We start from the raw sequence: 20,931 nt of genomic DNA, 5'->3' as shown, positions 1-20,931 counted from the left end.
CCCGACGCGCCTCGGTCAGCGTTTGCGGGTTGCCAGGAAACGGGTTCCCGCGGCGACGATGTTGATCACGGCGACGATGATGATCAGCGTCAGCGCCGCACCCCAGATCCGCAGGAAACCGGCGTGTTCGGGGTTGGTGAGTTCGGTGTAGATCAGCAGCGGCAGCGAGGCCATGTTGCCGTGGAAGACGTCGAAGTTGATCGACCGGCTGTAGCCGACCAGCACCAGCACCGGCGCGGTTTCGCCGATCACCCGCGCGATGGACAACAAGATGCCGGAGACGATGCCGGGCATCGCGATCGGAAACACGATCCGCACGATGGTCGTCCACTTCGGCACGCCCAGCGCGTAGCTGGCCTCGCGCAGGTCGTCAGGCACCAACCGGAGCATTTCCTCGGCGGAGCGCACCACCACCGGCAGCATCAGCAAGACCAACGAGAGCGACACCGCGAACGAGCTCTGCTGGAAGCCGAGGGTGGCGATCCAGAGGCTGAAGATGAACAGCGCCGCGACGATCGAGGGAACCCCGGCCAGCACGTCGACCATGAACGTGGTCAACCGCACCAGGCGGCCAGAACCGTATTCGACCAGGAAGACGGCGGTCATCAGGCCCAGCGGCACCGCCAGGGCGGCGGCCACACCGGCCTGCACCAAGGTCCCGTACAGCGCGTGGTAGACGCCGCCGAGGAACTGTTCGGGGAGCACGCCGCGCAGCGAGTGGGTCCACCATCCCGACCGGGTCACGGCATACCAGCCTCGCGCGATCACGATCGACAGCACCCAGAACAGCGGCACCAGCGCGACAAGGAACGAGGCGAGGAAGAAGATCGTCGCGGCGCTGTTGGTGATCCGCCGCCGGAAGCTGAGCGGCCGGAACACCTCGGCCTTGACCGGGCGGTCGAGCGCGTCAACCGTCATGGGCGCGTCACCCGTTGACCTTGCCGCCGGCGATCGCGCGGGCCAGCGCGTTGACGACGAACGTCAGGACGAACAGCGCGAATCCCGCCGAGATGTACGCCCCGGTGGGCAACGGTGCGCTGAACTCCGCGGCCGCCGACGCGATCTTGGAGGCAAACGTGTAGCCGCCGTCGAACAGCGACCAGTGCCCCGGCTGGGCGGCCGACCGCAAGATGATCAGCACCGCCACCGTCTCACCCAGCGCGCGACCCAATCCCAGCATCGAGGCGGCGATGACGCCGCTGCGGCCAAACGGCAGCACGGTCATCCGCACCACCTCCCACTTGGTCGCGCCGAGGGCCTGCGCCGCTTCCATCTGGATGTGGGGGGTCTGCCGAAAGACCTCGCGCGAGACGGAGGTGACGATCGGCAGGATCATCACCGAGAGCACGACGCCGGCGGTGAAGATGGTGCCGCCGCCGGCCAAGGACACGTTGCCCTGTTTGAACAGGAAAAACCAGCCCAGGTGCCGGTTGAGGAACGCCGCCACCGGCTCGATCCGCGGGGCGAGGACGAAAATTCCCCAGAGCCCGAAGATGATCGACGGCACCGCGGCCAGCAGGTCCACCACCGCGCCGAACGGGCGCGCCAGCCGCTTCGGCGCGTATTGGGTGAGGAACACGGCGATACCGACCGCGATGGGCACGGACAGCACCAGCGCGGTGAGCGAACTGAGCACCGTGACCATGAGCAGGTCGCGGATGCCGAAGGCCAGCTTGTGGGGGTTGCTGGTGCTGAACTCCGCGCTGGTGAAGAAGTTTGCGTGATTGACGCGCAACGACGGGACGGCGCGCAGCAACAGGAACACCGCGATCAACAGGATGGCGACCACGATCGTCGAGCCGGCGGTGGCGGCGACCAGCTTGAACAGCCGGTCCCCCCGCCGCGCCACGCGTGCACTCAGCGCCGTTGATGCCGGCTCTTCCGCGGTCGACGGGCTGGTTGCTGTTCCTCGTGTCACGACCACCTCAGGCTATGCGATGGCGTTGATGGAATCAGACAGTCTCGCCTTGAACGCGTCGGGGATCGGGATGTAGCCGTTGTCGGCCAGGCCATTCTGCCCGGCGCCGATGGTGCTTTGCAGGAATCCCTTCACCGCCGTACCGACACCGGAGTCGGGGTACTTCGAGCACACGATCTCGTAGGTCGCCAGCACGATCGGGTAGGAACCGGCCTGCTTGGGCTTGTAGAACGACAGCGTGTCGAGCACCAGGTCGTTGCCCTGACCGGAGATCTTGGCCCCAGCAATCGTCTTGCCCACCGATTCGGCGCTGATCGACACCGCGTCCGGGCCGGCCGAGGTGATGACCTTGGCCATGTTCAGTTTCTGCGCCTGAGCAAACGACCATTCGTTGTAGGTGATGGACCCTTCGGTGGCCTTGATCGCCGCCGACGTACCGTCGTTGCCCTTGGCTCCCTCACCGACGCCGCCTTTGAAGGTCTTTCCGGCGCCTTTGCCCCACGCACCGTCCGCGGCCGCGTCGAGATACTTCTGGAAATTGTCGGTGGTGCCTGACTCGTCGTTGCGGAAGACGACGTGAATCGGCACGCCGGGCAATGTGGCACCGACGTTGAGCGCCTGAATCGCGGGGTCGTTCCACATCGTGATCGCGCCGTTGAAGATCTTGGCGGCCGTCGGTCCGTCGAGGGTGAGTGAATCCAGGCCCGTCACGTTGTAGGTGATGGCGATCGGGCCGAAAACGACCGGCAGATTCCAGGCCGGCGAACCGCACCGCTGCTGCGCGGCAGCGTATTCGTTGGCCGCCAGCGGCGAATCAGAGCCACCGAAATCCGTTTGGTTGCCGCTGAATTCGCTGATTCCCGCACCCGATCCGTTGGCCGTGTAATTCAGCGTCTGGCCCGGGCAGGCCTGCTCGAACGCGTTGACAAAGCGGGTCATCGCGTTGGCCTGGGCCGTCGACCCGCTGGCCTTGAGGGCCTTCTTCCCGCCGCAACTCACCTTGCCCGACGACGAACCGACCGGTGCATTGGCGCCAGTCCCGTTGTTGTCGCTTCCGCACCCCGACAACGCCAGCGCACCAACGCCCAGGACACTCAGCACGGCGCCAAATCGGTTGAGTTTCAATTCGCTTCCTTACGGTGGGGATGAACCATGATCGGCTCCGGTCAGTTAGCCATGGCGCGCCGACCGGTCCGCCTCGCAGCCACGAACGTAACAGTAACAATTGAACGTTGAGCAAACTTTTCGGCGATCGCCGCTGAACGCGCCGGCGCACCGTCGCGACGTCGACGGGAGCACACCGTGACGTCGCCTTGTCGGCATTCGTCAGCAAAGCACGCATCCGCCCCGCCGAGGGCGCGCCAGCCGGATGCTCAGATCACGCGAGGGCGTTGATCGAACTCGACAACCGCGACTTGAACGCCTCCGGCACCGGCACATACCCGTTGTCCGCCAAGCCATTCTGCCCGGCGCCGATGGTGCTTTGCAGGAACGCCCTCACCGCGGCGCCGACCTTCGGGTCGGGATACTTCGAACACACGATCTCGTAGGTCGCCAGCACGATCGGGTACGAACCGGGCCGGGTCGGCTTGTAGAACGAGAAGGTGTCCACCACCAGGTCGTTGCCCTGCCCGGTGAGGGTGGCACCGGAAATCGTCCGCCCGACCGAATCGGCACTGATCCCCACCGCCTCGGGTCCGGCCGAGGTGACGATCCTGGCCATGGTCAGCTGCTGCGCCAGGCCAAACGACCATTCGTTGTAGCTGACCGACCCCTCGGTCGCCTTGACGGCCGCCGACGTCCCGCCGTTGCCGTCGGCGCCCTCCCCGACCCCACCGTGGAACGTCTTCCCGATGCCCTTGTCCCAGACACCGTCGGACGCGGAATCCAGGTATTTCTGGAAATTGTCGGTGGTGCCGGACTGGTCGCTGCGAAACACGACACGGATGGGCTCGGCGGGCAACGCGGTACCCGGGTTCAGCGCCTGGATCGCCGGATCGTTCCAGGCGGTGATGGCACCCTTGAAGACCTTCGCGGTGGTGGGACCGTCGAGGATCAGCGAGCTGACGCCCTTGACGTTGTAGGTGATCGCGATCGGGCCGAACACCACGGGCAGATTCCATGCCGGCGAACCGCATCGGGTCCGCGCGGCGAAGTATTCGATGGGGGTCAAGGGTGAATCCGAGCCCGCGAAATCGATTTGGTTTCCGGTGAATTGGCCGATTCCCGCGCCGGAGCCGTTGGGGGTGTAGTCCAGCGTCTGACCGGGGCATGCGCGCTCGAACGCGCCGGAGAACCGGGTCATCGCGTTGGCCTGGGCCGTCGATCCCGCCGCCTTCAGGGCCGTCGTGCCGCCGCAGTCGACTGTGCCCGGCGAGCCCGCCCCGCTTCCCCAGGCCCTGCTGTCGTGAATTCCGCATCCCGACGACAAGAACGCGGCGGCGGCCAGGACGCCCAACAAGGCACCAAATCGGTTGCGTCCCAATTCTCTTCCTCACGGTAAGGACCAAAATGGTCGGCGACACCGAGCTAACCGCAACAAGGTGAACGGCGGGCAAATGGTCTGGCAGCGCGGGCCGCGGTCGCCGACTCGGCCCGCCACCGGCCAGCAATCCGAGGGCCGCACCGACCGCGGGCCCAACAGGAAAATAGAACTTGTTCTAGAAATGCCTTATCCGGGGCGGCCCGGCTTGCTACGGTGTCGCCTGACACCGAAACGAAGAGGGGCTTCCATGATCCTTGACAGGTTCCGTCTCGACGACAAAGTCGCCGTCATCACCGGTGCAGGCCGCGGCCTCGGGGCGGCGATCGCGCTGGCTTTCGCCGAGGCGGGCGCGGATGTTCTCATCGCCTCGCGAACCGAATCCCAACTAGAGGCCGTCGCCGAACAGGTCCGCGCCGCCGGGCGCCGTGCCCACATCGTGGCCGCCGACCTGGCGCATCCGGAGTCCACCGCCGAGCTGGCCGGTCAGGCCGTCGAGGCGTTCGGGAAACTAGACATCGTCGTCAACAACGTCGGGGGAACCATGCCCAACACGTTGCTGACGACCTCGACGAAGGACCTCAAAGACGCGTTCACCTTCAACGTCGGCACCGCCCACGCGCTGACACTGGCGGCGGTGCCGTTGATGCTGGAGCACTCCGGCGGCGGCAGCATCATCAACATCACCTCGACCATGGGCCGGCTGGCCGGACGTGGCTTCGCGGCCTACGGCACCGCCAAGGCCGCACTGTCTCACTACACCCGGCTTACCGCCCTGGACCTGTGCCCCCGGATTCGGGTCAACGCGATCGCGCCGGGATCGATCCTCACCTCCGCGCTGGACGTGGTGGCCTCCAACGACGAGCTGCGCTCCCCGATGGAGAAGGCCACCCCGATGCGCCGGCTCGGCGATCCGGTCGACATCGCCGCTGCCGCAGTCTATTTGGCCTCGCCCGCCGGCAACTTCCTGACCGGCAAGACCCTCGAGGTCGACGGCGGCCTCACGTTCCCCAACCTCGACATCCCCGTCCCGGACCTGTGACCCCCGACCGCTAAGGAGCACGTCATGCCCATCCCCGTCGTCCAACTGGGCACCGGCAACGTCGGTATCCACGCGCTGCGGGCGCTCATCACCAATCCGGAGTTCGACTTGAAAGGCGTCTGGGTGTCCTCGGACGCCAAGGCGGGTAAGGACGCCGCAGAGCTCGCCGGGCTCGCGGAGGCGACGGGTGTGCTCGCCAGCACCGACCTGGATGCGGTGCTGGCCACCGGGCCGCAATGCGCGGTGTACAACGCGCTGGCCGACAACCGGTTGCCCGAGGCGCTCGAGGACTACCGCCGCGTGTTGGCGGCCGGGATCAACATCGTCGGCAGCGGCCCCGTCTTCTTGCAGTATCCGTGGCAGGTGATCCCCGAGGAGCTGATCAAACCCCTCGAAGACGCAGCGCGCGAAGGCAATTCAAGCCTGTACGTCAATGGCATCGATCCGGGCTTCGCCAACGACCTGCTGCCATTGGCGCTGGCCGGCACCTGCCAGAGCATCCAGCAGATCCGGTGCATGGAGATCGTCGACTACGCCACCTATGACAGCGCCGCGGTCATGTTCGACGTCATGGGATTCGGTAAGCCACTCGACGACATTCCGATGCTGCTGCAGCCCGGTGTGCTCAGCCTGGCGTGGGGTTCGGTGATCCGGCAAATGGCGGCGGGCCTTGGCATTTCGCTCGATGAGGTCACCCAGTCGCACGTTCGCGTACCGGCCCCGGAGGACTTCGACATCGCCTCGGGCCATATCGCCAAGGGCACCGCCGCGGCGCTGCGCTTCGAGGTGTTCGGCATGGTCAACGGCCATCCCGCCGTCGTGCTCGAACACGTCACCCGACTTCGTGAGGACCTGTGCCCCGAGTGGCCGCAGCCCGCACAGGAGGGCGGCTCCTATCGCATCGAGGTCACCGGCGAACCGTCGTACGCCATGGACATCTGCCTGAGCAGCCGCAAGGGCGATCACAACCACGCCGGATTGGTGGCCACCGCGATGCGGGTGGTCAACGCGATCCCGGCGGTGGTGGCCGCCGACCCGGGAATCGTGACGACGCTCGACTTGCCGCTGGTCACCGGCAAGGGGCTCTACCTCCCGGAGTGAGCCCCACGGGGGTGAAACGTCGCGCCGCCAGCCGGCCCGTCGAGATGTTCGACTAACCTCACTTTCTTATTCGGTGAAGTGAATCGAGGTCGGCACGTTGGCGCAGCGCACCCAGAGCTCGCTCAAGGGCAACTGGTACCTGCTCGGGCCGGCCTTCGTCGCCGCGATCGCCTACGTCGACCCGGGCAACGTCGCGGCCAACGTCAGCGCCGGTTCGCAGTACGGCTACCTGCTGCTATGGGTGATCGTCGCGGCCAACGTCCTCGCCGGCCTGGTCCAGTACCTGTCGGCCAAGCTCGGACTGGTCACCGGGCGCTCATTGCCGGCCGCCCTCGGCAGGCGGATGAGCCGTCCACTGCGGCTGGTGTATTGGGCCCAGGCCGAACTCGTGGCGATCGCCACCGACGCGGCCGAAGTCGTCGGTGGGGCCATCGCCTTGCATATCCTGTTCGGCCTGCCGCTGATGGTCGGCGGGCTCATCACGGGCGTGGTGGCCTTGCTGCTGCTGGGCATTCAGGACCGGCGCGGACAGATCATCTTCGAGCGGGTCATCACCGGCTTGCTGCTGGTCATCGCGATCGGGTTCGCGGCGAGCTTCTTCGTCAAGACCGCGCCGCCCCACGACGTGTTCGGTGGGCTGCTGCCGAGGTTCCGCGGCACCGAAAGTGTGCTGCTGGCGGCCGCCATCCTGGGGGCCACCGTCATGCCGCATGCGGTGTACATGCATTCGGGTCTGGTCCTGGACCGGCACGGGCCTCCCGACCACGGATCGCATCGCCGCCTGCTGCTGCGCATCACCCGCTGGGACGTCGTCCTCGCGATGGCGGTGGCCGGCACGGTGAACGCCGCGATGCTGCTGGTCGCCGCGATCAACCTGCAGCACCGCAACGTGAGCGCTTCGATCGAGGGCGCCTATTCCGCCATCCACAACACGCTGGGCGCGACCATCGCGGTGCTGTTCGCGATCGGACTGCTCGCGTCCGGGCTGGCGTCCTCATCGGTGGGCGCCTACGCCGGCGCCATGATCATGCAGGGGTTGCTGCACCGGTCGATCCCGATGGTGGCGCGCCGGTTGATCACCCTGTGCCCCGCCCTGGTGATCCTGGCGCTCGGCTTCGACCCCACCCGCGCATTGGTGCTATCCCAGGTGGTGTTGTCGTTCGGCATTCCGTTTGCGGTGCTGCCCCTGATCAAGCTGACGAGCAATCGCGAGCTGATGGGCGACGACGCCAACCACCGCATCACGACAATTCTTGGCTGGGGCGTCGGCATATTGATTAGTCTGCTTAACATGGTGCTCGTCTGGCTGACGGTGACCGGCTGAATGCCGGCCCTGCGGCATCTGTACTTCGCATACGGCTCGAACCTATGCGTCAGGCAGATGGCGCGGCGTTGTCCCGACGCCGCCGATCCGCGGCCGGCGGTCCTCGCCGATCACGACTGGCTGATCAACCAGCGCGGCGTGGCCACCGTCGAACCGTTGGCCGGAAACCGGGTGCATGGGGTGCTCTGGCAGATCTCCGACGGCGACCTGGCGACATTGGACAGCGCCGAGGGTGTGCCGGTGCGCTACCGACGCGACCGGCTGACCGTGCACACCGACGACGGGCCGTCACCGGCGTGGGTCTACATCGACCACCGGGTGACGCCGGGACCCCCGCGCCCGGGCTACCTGCCCACCATCATCGACGGCGCCACGCAGCACGGGTTGCCCCAGCGCTGGCTGGACTTCTTGCGCCGCTGGGACCCCGCAGGCTGGCCTCGCCCGAAACCGTCGGCGGCGTCCGGCCCTGCGCCACAGTCACTTACGGCGTTGCTGAGCGAGCCCGGGGTTACCGAGGTCAGCCAATTGCGTTCGCGTTTCGGCTTTCTCGCCATCCACGGCGGTGGACTCGAAGAGATGACCGACGTGATCGCCGAACGCGCCGCCGAGGCCGCCGATGCTTCGGTGTATGTCGTGCGTCATCCCGACCACTACCCGCATCACCTGCCGTCAGCCCTGTTCGATCCGGCCGAGTCGCCGTCGCTCGCCGAGTTCCTCGACCACGTCGACGTCGCGGTGTCCCTGCACGGCTACGGCCGCGACGGTCGCAGCACCCAGCTGCTGGCCGGCGGGCGCAACCGGGAGCTGGCCGCCCACTTGGCCCGCCACATCCGGCTGACCGGCTACCAGGTGATCACCGACCTCGACGACATTCCACCGGAATTACGCGGCCTGCACCCGCGCAACCCGGTGAACCGGGTGCGGGAGGGCGGAACCCAGCTCGAGCTTTCCGCGCGGGTCCGGGGGATCAGCCCGCGCAGCCCGCTGCCGGGCGATGACGGTTTGTCATCGGTCACCAGCGCGCTGATCCAGGGGCTGGCGGTTACCGCTCGCAGTTGGTCAATGTCATTAGAACGTTAACGGAGGTTGTTGGTGGCCAAGGATTTTCGCTTCGGTATGAGCATGCGGTTCTTCAAGTCGCGCGAGGCGTTGCTCGACAAGGCGAAGCGCGCTGAAGACGCCGGCTTCGACATTCTTTGTGTGCCAGACCATTTAGGCGCGGCCGCACCCTTCCCGACCCTGACCGCGGTCGCGATGGTCACCACGACGCTGCGGCTAAGCATGTACGTGCTCAATTCCGCGTTCTACAAGCCGGCCCTGCTCAGCCGGGACATGCAAGCCCTCGATCTGCTCAGCGACGGCCGCCTCGAGATCGGGCTGGGCACCGGCTACGTCCGCGAAGAGTTCGAAGCCGCCGAGATCCCATATCCCAGCGCGGGCGCCCGGGTCGACTACCTCGAACACATGACGAAGTATCTGAAGGAACACCACCCGTCGACGCCACTCATCATCGCCGGCAACGGCGACCGGGTGCTGACCATCGCCGCATGCAACGCCGACATCATCGGATTGACCGGCTCCAAAGTGCGCGCCGTCGAGGACCCGTTCGCCGAGCGTGTCTGCTTCGTCCGCAACGCCGCCGGGGATCGATTCGACTCCCTCGAGCTGAACCTGGCGATCACGGCGATGCCGCGCGTCGGCGAGACCGAGCCGGAACTGAAACTGACCCGGAGCTACGCGCCGGACCTGTCCGATGAGGAGATCCTGTCGCAGCCCTCGGTGCTCAGCGGTTCGCCTCGCGAAATCGCCGACACGTTGATCGCGTACCGGGAAAAGTACGGTGTGTCGTCCTTCACCGTGCAGGACAACAACATCGAGAACTTCTCGAAGGTGATCGCCGAACTGCGCTGACCGCCGTGGCCTTCGGGTTTGAACCTGCCCGGTAAGCTCAGGCCGTCCGCCCTCGTAGCTCAGGGGATAGAGCACGGCTCTCCTAAAGCCGGTGTCGCAGGTTCGAATCCTGCCGGGGGCACTGCGCGGCGTGTATGACGTCGGTTGATGCTTGTCGTTTTGCCTTCGGGTGATGCTTGACGGTGTTTCGGCTGATGCTTGACAGCTACTTCGGCTGATCCTTGACACTCATGTGAATCGTCGGCGTTGAGGACGAGGATGGTCCTATGACCACTGCACCGAACCGCGCCCTCCTCCCCACATTCGCCGCACTGCGATTCGCCACCGGTGTCGCCGCATGGGCTGTGCCGGCTAAGGCGGCGCGTCTGTTTGGGCTCGCTTCGGCGAGACAGCAGCCTTTCATCACCCAGTTGTTCGGGTCTCGCGAACTGACGTTGGCCCTCGCCGTCACGGACCCGTCACAGCGGCTGCGCACCCGCGCGTTGCAACTGGGACTGCTCACTGACGCACTGGACATCGTTGCAGCACTGCGCGGCGTCCAACGCCAGACGTTGCCCCCAGCAGGCGCAATCGTTACCGGGGGTGGCGCAGCGCTGTTTCTTGGCTTAGGCCTTGCTGCCTTGGCCAACCAACAACGCGCAAGTGCTTCAACGGGATAAGCCGGTGGCGAGTTAGGTCCCTCTCCCTATCCCCACGTAACCCGTGGCGAGGTCACCTTGGACTTGTCGGCGGAGGACAAGTGCACGGCGTGGACACCCGGCTTCTTCGACAGCTGATCCAAAAGGCTTTCCAGATGCGCCTTGTCGGTGTGCCAGTGCTGGACGGACTCCGGCGCCTCCTGCAGTTCCGCCAGGACGGTCTTCAGTTTGTCCGGGGTCTTGTCGTCGCTGTCCGACGAGCGGCGGCCCAATCCCCGGCCGGCGCTTGCGGTGACCGCTCGGGGCACCGCACCACCCAGCGCTCCTCCGGCCAAGCCCGCCACGGCCATCGGCCCGAGCGCACTCGCGCCGGCCGCGACCGTCGGCGCGGCACCCGCGCTGGTGTACTCCAATACGGTGGCGGCCAGCTTGACCGCGGGGCTGGCCACGGCCCAGCTCGGCGCCACCGACAACGCTCCCGCCAGACCCGCGTTACCGAGGCCCGCGGTCACCGCGGACGCGCCGGCGGCTCCCACCGCCTGCGTGCTCGAACCCAGCGCCGCGAACAGCGGCCCTTCGAGTTCGACCGCGGTGTCGCTCCAGGTCCGTGCCGTTGCCACCAGGCCCAAGCTGAGGCTCAGCAACGTGTCGTTGACCGGGCGGATGCCTTTGGTGACGAACTCGATGTTCGCGGCGATCTTCGCCAACGGCGTGGAATTCAGGTTGTTCAACCACGTCGCCAATGACGACGGATCGGCCGCCGACAATGCGGAGGGCGACGCGAAGCTTTGCAGGGTTCGCGGCGTCGACGACATCAGCTGCGACAACGCCGACTGCGCGTTGGCGGGCGCCGCGCCGACGGCTTGGGCGACCGCGCCTGATTGGCCAGGGGCCCCGCCCGGGTTGGTGGTTTGCGGGGGCGCGGTGAAGAGCTCCATCTGAGCGGCGATCGCCGACGATCCGGCGTAGCCGTACATTGCGGCGGCGTCTTGTGCCCACATCTGCCCGTATTCCGCTTCGGTGGCCGCGATCGCGGCGGTGTTCTGCCCAAGAACGTTGGTCGCCACCAGTGAGGCCAGGCGGCCGCGGTTTTCCGCGATCGCCACCGGGGGCACCGTCGCCGTGAACGCGCCCTCGTACGCCGCGGCCGCCGCCCTGGCTCGCGAGGCGGCCTGTTCGGCTTGAGCGGCGGTCGCGCTCATCCACGCCGCATACGGCGCGGCCGCACCCGCCATGGTCAGCGAGGACGGCCCCTGCCAACCGCTGATCAAGTTCGAGATCACCGACTCATACGACGTCGCCGCGGACTGCAGCTGGGCGGCCAGCCCATCCCATGCCGACGCCGCGGCCAGCAGTGAGCCTGCACCGTCACCGGCGTACATCCGACCTGAGTTGATCTCCGGCGGCAATGCTCCGAAATCCATTGTTACTCCTTATTATTCGCGATGAGTGGTCTGTGCTATTCCTGCGGGTCGTCCGCGTTGATGACGATGATCGTGGCCGTGGTCGCGGCGCGCCCGAAAGCGCCGCCACCGACGCCCATTGCCCGAGCCGAGCCACCGCCGGTAGCGGCCATCGCGCGCCCGGCCAGAGCCGACGCGGCCATGCTGGAGAACAGTGATCCCTCTCCATCGGCCGCGAGGGCCGCCGGAGCGCCGGCAAGAGCGGTTTGGGGAAACACCGCGGCGACCGGCCGGATCTCCCGGGCGGCGGCCGCCCATCCCGGCGGCACCGACAAGCGCCCGACGACGCCGGCACGGCCGATGCCCGTCGGCATTCCGGCCCCGCCCGGCGCCGGTGCGCTCACCACTCGCGTCCCCGAATCAGCCCCGCCGCCCAGCAGGCGCAGCGCCGACCGGTCCCGGTCCAGCCGTTGGCGGGCACTGTTCACATTCGCCACGTTCTGAGGCACCAGGTAGTTTTCGACGCCCAGCAGATACGGGCTGCCCCCGATGCCGAACAGCGACACCGGACCCAACGGGCCCGTGAGCGCCGAGTCGAATGCCGACAGCAGCGACGGCGGATCGGCGGCGGCGGTGGGCGCGGTCAGGGCCTGCAGCGATTGCGGCACGGCGGACATCAGTTGCGGCAGCGCCGATTCCGTGTTCGTCGCGACCGAGCCGCCGGTGGCCTGCGCGACGGCGGCGGCCTGTCCCGCGGTCCCGCCCGGGTTGGTACTTCGCGGCGGCGGGGCAAACGGCGTCACCTGTGCGGCGGACGCCGAGGAACCGGCGTAGCCGTACATCGCCGCGGCATCCTGGGCCCACATCTCGGCGTACTGGGCCTCGGTGGCCATGATCGCCGGGGTGTTCTGGCCGAGAAAATTGGTGGCGATCAGGCCCATCAACTGCGCCCGATTGGCCGCGACGACCGGTGGCGGCACCGTCGCGAGGAAGGCCGCCTCATAAGCGACCACCGCCGCCCTCGCCTGATTGGCGGTTTGCTCGGCTTGGGCAGCGGTCGCACTCATCCATGCCGCATACGGCGCCGCGGCGGCCGCCATCATGGTCGACGAAGGACCCCGCCACCCGGCGGCCAGGTTCGAGATCATCGACTCGTAAGACGCTGCCGCGGAGTGTAACTGGGCTGCCAGCCCATCCCACGCCGTCGCGGCAGCCAGCATCGGCCCCGACCCCGGACCGGAGTACATTCGGCCGGAGTTGACCTCCGGCGGCAGCCCTGCGAAATCCATTGCTATACCTCATAACTCAGTGCGCGACGCTCGAGGGCGGCGTGAGTCGGCCGCCGGATCGCCTGATTGATAAACGAAACTTTGAAATCGCGCCCTGGCGCTATGCCACCGGCCGGACAGTGAGAGTCGTCAACCGCTGCAGCCCCGGCGAAGCGCCGTTACCGTTGTAGCGCAGGGCCATTCGACGACGGGCACATCCATTCCACAGCAGTGCCGACATGGCGCTGCTAGGAGGCGAGGGGCGAACTTCCTCGTGAGCTAGGCAGTTCTTCCACCGTTGTGGTGTGCCCACCTCATCGGCGCGGTGAAACAGCGCCGATCGTCGTCGACATGAAGGTCAACGTCGAGGGCTAGGAACCCCGGTTGCGCCACGGGCGGTGCCGTCGACGCTGCAGATAGGACTCGACGCGGCGGTTGTGCCGGTCGGCGATGACTTCAATTGCGCGCCAGCTGTCTTGGCGTGTTTGCTCAACGGCGACCGATGCGAGACATAGCCGCGCCCGGGTGCGGGCGGGCATGGGGATCAGGCCACGCGGGACAATCGGTCGAGCGCTCACCGCTGTCGATGACGGCGAACCCCCATCGACAGATCTCATCGCGGTGCTCCTGCTTGCATACAAAAAAATGACAGACCACGATCGTACTTATCCCGGTCAGACCGTGTCCAGTTCGCGTCCACGGTATACCAGCAGGTCGGCACGGCCCGCGGCTGCGCAAAGCCGCTCACGATCCCACACCAGAGCGGCACCCCGAAATGCCAAAGCGAATGCAATCAAGTCCCACACAGCGCGGGAATGCGGACTACCATCGATACCGTGCGTGTAAGGGAAGAAACGTAGCGACCGTCGCTTCGTTGGGGCATAGCACTTGCCGGGCCTGCGATGCGGAAGCTAGTCGCGACACTGATGGCCGTTGGGGCCTTGATGCTCAGCGGCGAGGCTACCGCTCGCGCCACGGACCAGCCGCCACCGCCGCCTTCTCCGGCGCCCGATTTTTACGCACCGAAGTGTTTGTCTTTCGACCCCAATCCGCCGGCGCACTGGAACTACCTGCCGTGCGGATGGACAACGGATGGCAAACGGTGGATCCCGCCGCCTCCGTAGCCGATACCGCGTGAGCTCGCCCGGCGAAATCCCCTCAGCCGCTGATCAACTGGCTTTGAGGTGTCCGCCTCCCCGGCAGCTAACGCCGCAGACGCCCGCATCCCCCCGGGCGTCTGCGAGCGAAAGCGCCTGGTCAATGGGGAGCCCGCTGCAATCCAAACCGTTGACCACCAGGCCCAGACTGATGGCGCCGTCCGCGCGGGCACTCTCGATGCACACCTCGATGTCTCGGAGCCCCGGTCTGCCGACGGTCCAGTAGTCCGGGCGATGCCCGTCAAAGACCGTGTGGGCGTCCACGCCATCGACGTTCTCCCCCTGGGGGAGTTCGCCTGCCGAAGAGGCGGGCACATCATCGGGTAGCGCGGCCGCGGCGAGAGGAGTGAGCGGATCAGCAAGACCGCAACAGTTGTCGTGATACTCCAAGGCGATCATCGTCGCCCTCCTCTCACTAGAACCATCGTATCTTCGACGGCGACGTTTTTACGGCAACACGGTGTGCATCAACATCACGTCGTATGCCGACCACAGCGACAGGTTGAAGTACAGGTCCCGTCCCGACGACCAGGGATGGATCATCGGCGCATAAATGCCGCCCGGCATTTGGAACGACGACACCAGTGGTTGCGGGGGACTCCATGGCCCCTGCGGCGCCGGCGCGGTCCTTGCGATGACGTCGTTGCTGCCGCCGTCGGTGTAGAGCACCAGGTACTGCTTGAGGTAATTGTTGTACTGGGCTGACATTTCGCCCACCGGCGCCGGGAAGATCGGCGTCGCCGCACCCGGGTTGTTGGCGACCCAGTGACCGCCGTTGTCGCCGTTCCAGTACTGGTACTTGGTCAGGTCGGGCAATTGGTTCGGTGGAACGCGCGACAGGAAGGCCGCACCGCCGCGCCCCGATGGTGTCCCGAACTGGTAGAGGTAACCGTCGTTGCCCTTGAGGAACGCGCCCATCTGGAAGTTCTCATTTCCGGGCGTAAACCCGGCTCCCGGAATGGCATCCGCGGACGCCGTGCGGATCGTGGTGGGGAAAATCCCCCAGTTCTGGCCGTTGTCGTTGGACCGCGCGATCGCCGAATAGTTGGTTGTCCATTCGCCGTCACGGCCCCACTGGCGGATGGACATGTAGCTCATGTATTGGGTTCTGCCCATCGACATCGCCCCGGTCGGAATGATTCCCGTCTCGTGCGCGGCCTTGTGGATGGTGTTGACGACCTGCTTGGAAAGTCCGGGCGCCCACACCGGTGAGCCGGAGTACTTGTCGTTGGGCACGCCGTCGGCGATGTGGATTCCCCTGGACAGGTCGCGATCGTTGCTGCGGAACAGGGTGTTGTAGCGCCACTGCTGGCCGTGCACCTTGCAGTAGCCGAAGGTGTCACCGAAGGCCATCAACACCTGGCGGTTGACGGGATCGCCGTTGTCCCAGGCAATCCCGAGGTCGGTACCGGAGATGCCGAAACGTTGCAGAGTCTTGTTGGGGCCGTCCGGTCCGGTCACCCAATCGACGAGGGATGTCGGGGCGCCCGAGATCGACGGAGGCGGCGGTCCCGGCTCGGGTTGCGGTTGCGGCACCGGCGCGGCGTTGGGCCGCAGCGGGTTGGCATTCGGCGGTTGCGGGACCGCGGGCGCGGGCGGGTTGGGTCCAGGCGGCAACACCTCGGCCTGCTGTTGCAACGGCGCCGACGGGCCAGGTCCGAGCGTCGGCCCCTCGGCACGCGGATGCACGGGTGCGGAGTAGCGCTGCCCCGGTGTCGCGGGCTTGAGCAACGAGGAGATCAGCGGACCCAGCCTCGGCAGCGGCGCCTGGTCATTCGTGTGAGTGGGCCTGCGCCCGGTCGGCGGCTGTACCACCGGCTGAGGCGCGGGCATGGCCGGCTGCGCGGCGGGAGGATCGACGTTCGCCTCGGGAGCGCCGCACGGTGTCGCGTGGGCGGTAGGCGCGGGCCCGACCACGAGGACGAATCCGACAGCGGCCGCCGACGCCATCGATAGCGACACACTTCGAAGAATCGCCGACATGTAACACCTTTCGAGGGGTAGGACACCGCGCTGACGTCCGTAGTTGGCTTCTGTGACGATAGTTATCTGCGGGGCATATGTGACCAACGATGAGCCGATAGGTATGCATCCGTGACCGTGTCGCAACGCGCCGATCCGCGGCCGACCTCCCCCCTTGCGCCATTAGCTGACGGCTGATGCAAGCAGCTGAACGGAGTTTTTAGCTTTGCCGACGCCGCGCTTGCCCGGGTCGGAATCCGACCGAGGGGATGTCACGATGGACCGCAGACAACGCCACCCCGGGGACGGGCGCCCGTCCCGCGGGGTTCCGCCCGGTGCGGGAGATCCGGCCGCGCCCTCACACGCGCCTGTCGGCCTTGGTGAGGTTGTCGCCGCCCGCGGGTGAAGGCCTGGCTACTTTGCTGGACGGCCGCTAAACGAACCAACCACGAGTGCGTATATCGGCCTGTTCCCAGACTGGCGCGACGCCACGATGCGGCTCGACCCGTTGGTGGTGCGACCCACTGAATCCCGGCACAACCCCGCCGCATCGCCGCAGCTCAGACTTCCACCCGACCGCGTCCCAGTACGCCCCGCGCGCACTCAAAAAAGATGAATCGTCGTTAACCGGGCCCGGCGCCGTGGGCGCCCGGGCGTCAAACAGATTGAGGCCGCATGTTTGTCGGCGCCCCTGGGGGGCAATGATCCAACAGTAGGCGAGTGCGTCGGCCGGCCTTCGCGCCCGCCTAGGTCCCGTCGGTTCAGCCCGAGAGCCGACGGGGCCGCCCTTTTTTGGCCGTCCCCGCGACGGGCACGTCACGCCGATTGGCCTCAACAACCCATCCGCGCGGGGGTACCGTCGGCGTATGGATGGCTCGCCCGGTGGGTGGATTCTCGGCGGCTACCAAAGCGATTTTGCTCGCCACCTCATCAAGGAAGGCTGCGACGTCGCCGCGCTGAAGCTGGCCTCGGCCAAGGTGGACGCGGCCGGCATCGGGGTGGTGCACGTTGGCAACGCCTTCGCCGAGATGTCCGCCCGGCAGGGCCACCTCGGAGCCATGCCGGCCACGGTCTGCGACGGCCTTCGGGACACCCCGGCCTCGCGCCACGAAGCCGCCCGCGCGTCCGGCAGTGTGGCGGTGCTGGCGGCGATGGCCGATCCGCGCTCGGGCGCCTACGACAGCGCGCTGGAGGTGGGGATCGGGTTGGAGAAAACGGTCCCGGGCGACACCGCCGCGCAGCATCTGGGGGCCGCGGCCTGGACCGGTCACGAGGGGGCCGACGCGCGCTATCTGTGGCCGTCCATGTTCGCCCGGGTGGCCGACGCGTACGACCGCCGTCACGGATTGGGCGACGCGCACACCTTCGGCACCCTGAATTTCGGCGGCAACACCGCCGCCACCGTGAGTTTCGCTGTCGGCAAAGGCATCTGATGATGGACGTTGAGATCGTCGGCAAGTTCCTGTCCACCCTTCCCGAGGACGACGACCACCCCTACCGGACGGGCCCCTGGCGTCCCCAGACCACCGAGTGGGACGCCGACGATCTGGTCGCCGTCGAGGGTGAAATCCCGCGCGACCTGGACGGCGTCTACCTACGCAACACAGAGAACCCGCTGCACCCCGCCTTCAAGACCTATCACCCGTTCGACGGCGACGGCATGCTGCACGTGGTCGGCTTTCGCGACGGAAAGGCGTTCTACCGCAACCGCTTTATCCGCACCGACGGGTTCCTGGCCGAGAACGAAGCGGGCGGGCCGCTGTGGCCGGGTCTGGCCGAGCCGGTGCAACTAGCCCGGCGCCGGAACGGGTGGGGCGCGCGAACGAGGATGAAGGACGCCTCGAGCACCGACGTCATCGTGCACCGCGGCATCGCGCTGACCAGTTTCTACCAGTGCGGCGACCTGTACCGCATCGACCCGTATTCGGCCGACACGCTCGGCAAGGAGTCCTGGAACGGGCGCTTCCCGACCGAGTGGGGCGTGTCCGCACATCCCAAGGTAGACAACACGACCGGCGAACTGCTGTTCTTCAACTACAGCAAACAAGACCCGTATATGCATTACGGTGTCGTCGACGAGCACAACGAACTGACCCACTACGTCGACATCCCGCTGCCCGGGCCGCGTCTCCCCCACGACATGGCGTTCACCGAAAACTACGCCATTCTCAACGATTTCCCGTTGTTCTGGGATCCGCAGCTGCTCGAGCACGACGTGCACCTGCCGCGCTTCTACCCCGAGATCCCGTCGCGGTTCGCGGTGATCCCGCGCCGCGGTGCGACCGAGGACATTCGCTGGTTCGAGGCCGACCCCACGTTCGTGCTGCATTTCACCAACGCCTACGAGGATGGCGACGAGATCGTGCTCGACGGCTTGTTCGAAGGAGACCCGTCCCCGCTCGACACCGGTGGGACCAAGTGGGACAAGCTGTTTCGTTTCCTGGCCCTGGATCGGTTGCAGTCCCGCCTGCACCGGTGGCGCTTCAACCTGGTCACCGGTGCGGTGCGCGAAGAGCAGCTCTCCGAATGCATCACCGAGTTCGGCACCATCAACCCCGACCACGCCGCCGCCCACTACCGCTACACCTACGCCGCCACCGGGAGACCGGGCTGGTTCCTGTTCGACGGCCTGGTCAAACACGACCTGCTCACCGGCACCGAGGAGGGGTTCTCGTTCGGGGACGGCGTCTACGGCAGCGAGACCGCGATGGCGCCGCGATTGGGCGCCACCGGCGAAGACGACGGCTACCTGGTCACCCTCACCACCGACATGAACACCGACGCCTCATATTGCCTGGTGTTCGACGCCGCCCGCCTCGGCGACGGGCCGGTGTGCAAACTCCCACTGCCGGAACGGGTTTTCAGCGGCACACACTCGACATGGGCGCCCGGCTCCGAATTGCGGTGCTGGGGTAGCGCCGAGTCCGCCGCGGACGCGATCGGATTGCGATGAGCGCCGACCAGCACAAGCAGCACCGCGCAACGCACTGGCCACCGCAGTTGGCGCCGATCGGTGCCATCCGCTTCGCGCGCCGTTCGTCGCACTTCGCGGAAACGGTGCGGTTCTACCGCGACCTGGTGGGGCTGCCCCTCTACGAAACGTTCGAAGCAAGCTACGGCAGCAACGGCGCGATTTTTGGGCTACCCAGCTGGAACCTCACCATGGAGATCGTGGAGGCCGTCGACGCCGTCGCGGTCGACCACCATGAACAGCTCTGCCTGTATTTCCCCGACCCCCAGGCACAGCAAGCCGCCCTCGCGCGCCTGCACGACGCGGGCGTCGAGCCCGTCGAGCAGCACCCTTACTGGGCGGCCACCGGCGCGATCACCTATCGGGACCCGGACGGGCGCGAAATCGTCTTCGCGCCCTTCGTATTCGGCGTCAACGAACCGGACACCAGCGCCGCCTCGGGAAAGCACGAGTTCCCCTCGGCCTGAGGGCTCAGCGCCGCGACCGACCGGAAGCCAGCGCCGCGATCACAGCCACGACCGAGCACGCCACGGCGCACACCGCGCCGCCCGCACCGACGTAGAGGCCGTATTCGGCCGACACCGGCGGGTTGACGTTGAGCTTGTAATACCAGACCGTCAGCGCCACGATGAGCAGCGAAATCAACAGCGCGGCAACCGAAGCGAGCTTCACCGACAGGCCGCGGCCCATCATCGCGCCGGCCACCAGCAGTGTCGAGGCCAGCAGCACGATGAGCTGGCCGGCGCCGAACCCCGGGGGCAGTTCCAAGTTGCCGTGGGCGCCTCCGATGGCGTTGGCCCAGCCCCCGCCGTTGACCGCCGTCCTCAGCCACGGCAGCCACGCGCTGGCCGAAACCACCACGGCGAAAAACGCCACCAGCCAACCGGGGCGCAGTCGGCGGGTCATGGTAGCGAGGTTAACCGACTCCGACGCCGTGCCGCGGCACCGAGCGCCGCGCTAGCGTGGCGCCGGCGATCCGAGGCGTCAGCTCGGCAACGAGGACAGATTGAAGAGGGCGCCGGTCGGATCGCTCGCGGCGGCCAGCCGTCCATACGGGGTGTCCTCGGCGCCGCGCAGCACCGCGCCGCCGTGGTCGACGATCAGTCGCAGGGTGTTGTCGACGTCTTCGGCGCCGAAGAAGATCACCCAGTTCGACGGGGTCCCCTCCGGCAACAATGAGGCGCCGTCCATCACGCCGAGCAATTGCTCGTCGCCGAACCACGCTGTGGTGTAGCGGAATTCGTCGGTGTCGGACGCGGACTCGGTACGCCAGCCCAGGACGTCGCGGTAGAAGTCGAGGGCCGCGCCATAGTCGCGCGTGGTCAGCTGGTGCCAGACCGGGCCCCTGCCGCGCCGGTGATCTCGAAGCCGAGATGCTCCAGCGGCTGCCACAAGCCGAACATCGCGCCGGTTGGGTCGGTCACCAGGCCCATCCGGCCCTTGGCGGGCACCTCGATCGCCATGCACACCGAACCACCCGCCCCGCTCGCCGCGGTCAGTGTCGTGTCGATGTCGGCGGTGTGGAAGTAGGTGACCCAGCGGTCCGGGGTCTCGGCTTCGGGCCCGTTCGCCATGATCCCGGCGACCACGTGGCCGTCCGTGGCGGCGTTGACGTATCCGTGGTATTCGGGACCGGCGGACTCGAACGCCCAGCCGAAAACCGTGCCGTAGAACTCTTGGGCGCGGGCGACGTCGGACGTGGTCAGATCGATCCAGCATGGGGCGCCCAGCGGCGCGCTGTCACGAATGGGCAC

Annotated in this window: 18 protein-coding genes, 1 tRNA gene and 2 pseudogenes; 11 read left to right on the top strand and 10 right to left on the bottom strand. The window is 67.0% G+C overall.

The window, feature by feature from the left end; all coding sequences use genetic code 11:
• Window positions 1-15 precede the first annotated feature (15 nt).
• The 4 genes from pstA to pstS (AC0KTM_RS02770) all read right to left on the bottom strand — a co-directional run bounded on the left by pstA (window position 16) and on the right by pstS (AC0KTM_RS02770) (window position 4,403).
• Window positions 16-918, bottom strand: a complete 903-nt coding sequence (gene pstA / locus AC0KTM_RS02785) for a phosphate ABC transporter permease PstA (protein WP_238958277.1) — start codon at window positions 916-918, stop codon at window positions 16-18.
• Between the two features lie 7 nt (window positions 919-925).
• Window positions 926-1,861 (bottom strand): phosphate ABC transporter permease subunit PstC, encoded by a 936-nt coding sequence (pstC, locus tag AC0KTM_RS02780; protein WP_255642376.1) that lies wholly within the window; start codon window positions 1,859-1,861, stop codon window positions 926-928.
• Window positions 1,862-1,930: 69 nt separating this feature from the next.
• Window positions 1,931-3,043, bottom strand: coding sequence for a phosphate ABC transporter substrate-binding protein PstS (gene pstS / locus AC0KTM_RS02775; protein WP_238958278.1), 1,113 nt, complete (start codon window positions 3,041-3,043; stop codon window positions 1,931-1,933).
• Between the two features lie 253 nt (window positions 3,044-3,296).
• A complete protein-coding gene (gene pstS, locus AC0KTM_RS02770) occupies window positions 3,297-4,403 on the bottom strand; it encodes a phosphate ABC transporter substrate-binding protein PstS (protein ID WP_472414906.1) in 1,107 nt (368 codons plus the stop codon).
• A gap of 247 nt (window positions 4,404-4,650) precedes the next feature.
• On the opposite strand from pstS (AC0KTM_RS02770), the gene AC0KTM_RS02765 reads away from it, so the two are divergent.
• The 7 genes from AC0KTM_RS02765 to AC0KTM_RS02735 all read left to right on the top strand — a co-directional run bounded on the left by AC0KTM_RS02765 (window position 4,651) and on the right by AC0KTM_RS02735 (window position 10,437).
• Window positions 4,651-5,442, top strand: a complete 792-nt coding sequence (locus AC0KTM_RS02765) for an SDR family oxidoreductase (protein WP_238958280.1) — start codon at window positions 4,651-4,653, stop codon at window positions 5,440-5,442.
• 24 nt (window positions 5,443-5,466) lie between these two features.
• Window positions 5,467-6,543, top strand: coding sequence for an NAD(P)H-dependent amine dehydrogenase family protein (locus tag AC0KTM_RS02760; protein ID WP_472414904.1), 1,077 nt, complete (start codon window positions 5,467-5,469; stop codon window positions 6,541-6,543).
• Window positions 6,544-6,625: 82 nt separating this feature from the next.
• Window positions 6,626-7,867 carry an Nramp family divalent metal transporter gene (locus AC0KTM_RS02755; protein ID WP_472417353.1) on the top strand — a complete coding sequence of 414 codons (1,242 nt, stop codon included), beginning with the start codon at window positions 6,626-6,628 and terminating at the stop codon, window positions 7,865-7,867.
• The gene (locus AC0KTM_RS02750; RefSeq protein WP_472414902.1) at window positions 7,868-8,947 is read left to right on the top strand and encodes a poly-gamma-glutamate hydrolase family protein; all 1,080 of its coding nucleotides are present in this window, start codon (window positions 7,868-7,870) and stop codon (window positions 8,945-8,947) included.
• Window positions 8,948-8,953: 6 nt separating this feature from the next.
• Window positions 8,954-9,778 (top strand): LLM class F420-dependent oxidoreductase, encoded by an 825-nt coding sequence (locus AC0KTM_RS02745; RefSeq protein WP_472414900.1) that lies wholly within the window; start codon window positions 8,954-8,956, stop codon window positions 9,776-9,778.
• A gap of 48 nt (window positions 9,779-9,826) precedes the next feature.
• Window positions 9,827-9,899, top strand: a tRNA-Arg gene (locus AC0KTM_RS02740).
• Window positions 9,900-10,044: 145 nt separating this feature from the next.
• Window positions 10,045-10,437, top strand: a complete 393-nt coding sequence (locus tag AC0KTM_RS02735; RefSeq protein WP_472414898.1) for a hypothetical protein — start codon at window positions 10,045-10,047, stop codon at window positions 10,435-10,437.
• Window positions 10,438-10,463: 26 nt separating this feature from the next.
• Here AC0KTM_RS02735 and AC0KTM_RS02730 read toward each other — a convergent pair whose 3' ends face one another.
• Both AC0KTM_RS02730 and AC0KTM_RS02725 read right to left on the bottom strand, forming a co-directional pair.
• Window positions 10,464-11,840, bottom strand: a complete 1,377-nt coding sequence (locus tag AC0KTM_RS02730; RefSeq protein WP_472414896.1) for a PPE family protein — start codon at window positions 11,838-11,840, stop codon at window positions 10,464-10,466.
• Window positions 11,841-11,875: 35 nt separating this feature from the next.
• Window positions 11,876-13,108, bottom strand: a complete 1,233-nt coding sequence (locus tag AC0KTM_RS02725; protein WP_472414894.1) for a PPE family protein — start codon at window positions 13,106-13,108, stop codon at window positions 11,876-11,878.
• An 881-nt stretch (window positions 13,109-13,989) separates the two neighbouring features.
• Between AC0KTM_RS02725 and AC0KTM_RS02720 the strand changes: the two genes are divergently transcribed.
• Window positions 13,990-14,211, top strand: a complete 222-nt coding sequence (locus tag AC0KTM_RS02720) for a hypothetical protein (RefSeq protein WP_308011542.1) — start codon at window positions 13,990-13,992, stop codon at window positions 14,209-14,211.
• A 45-nt stretch (window positions 14,212-14,256) separates the two neighbouring features.
• On the opposite strand, the gene AC0KTM_RS02715 is transcribed toward AC0KTM_RS02720, so the two are convergent.
• Window positions 14,257-14,643: a hypothetical protein gene (locus AC0KTM_RS02715; RefSeq protein WP_225327321.1), complete on the bottom strand. Its 387-nt coding sequence runs from the start codon at window positions 14,641-14,643 to the stop codon at window positions 14,257-14,259.
• A 48-nt stretch (window positions 14,644-14,691) separates the two neighbouring features.
• Window positions 14,692-16,227, bottom strand: coding sequence for a DUF4185 domain-containing protein (locus AC0KTM_RS02710; RefSeq protein WP_225327322.1), 1,536 nt, complete (start codon window positions 16,225-16,227; stop codon window positions 14,692-14,694).
• An 845-nt stretch (window positions 16,228-17,072) separates the two neighbouring features.
• Between AC0KTM_RS02710 and AC0KTM_RS02705 the strand changes: the two are divergent.
• From AC0KTM_RS02705 to AC0KTM_RS02695, 3 genes and pseudogenes are all read left to right on the top strand, one after another.
• Window positions 17,073-17,588: pseudogene (locus tag AC0KTM_RS02705) on the top strand (beta-ketoacyl-[acyl-carrier-protein] synthase family protein); the annotation flags it as partial.
• A 53-nt stretch (window positions 17,589-17,641) separates the two neighbouring features.
• Window positions 17,642-19,159 (top strand): carotenoid oxygenase family protein, encoded by a 1,518-nt coding sequence (locus tag AC0KTM_RS02700; RefSeq protein WP_225327439.1) that lies wholly within the window; start codon window positions 17,642-17,644, stop codon window positions 19,157-19,159.
• Window positions 19,156-19,644 carry a VOC family protein gene (locus tag AC0KTM_RS02695; protein WP_225327323.1) on the top strand — a complete coding sequence of 163 codons (489 nt, stop codon included), beginning with the start codon at window positions 19,156-19,158 and terminating at the stop codon, window positions 19,642-19,644. The genes AC0KTM_RS02700 and AC0KTM_RS02695 overlap by 4 nt, the downstream gene beginning before the upstream one ends.
• A gap of 4 nt (window positions 19,645-19,648) precedes the next feature.
• Here AC0KTM_RS02695 and AC0KTM_RS02690 read toward each other — a convergent pair whose 3' ends face one another.
• Together AC0KTM_RS02690 and AC0KTM_RS02685 are read right to left on the bottom strand one after the other, a co-directional pair.
• Complete coding sequence (locus AC0KTM_RS02690) at window positions 19,649-20,083, bottom strand: hypothetical protein (RefSeq protein ID WP_225327324.1); 435 nt, start codon at window positions 20,081-20,083, stop codon at window positions 19,649-19,651.
• A gap of 78 nt (window positions 20,084-20,161) precedes the next feature.
• Window positions 20,162-20,931: pseudogene (locus tag AC0KTM_RS02685) on the bottom strand (VOC family protein).

It is taken from the genome of Mycobacterium sp. NTMscope_Eco_3, assembly GCF_976985685.1.
The sequence above is the reverse complement of the archived record's forward strand: the minus strand, read 5'-3'. Positions and strand labels throughout refer to the sequence as shown.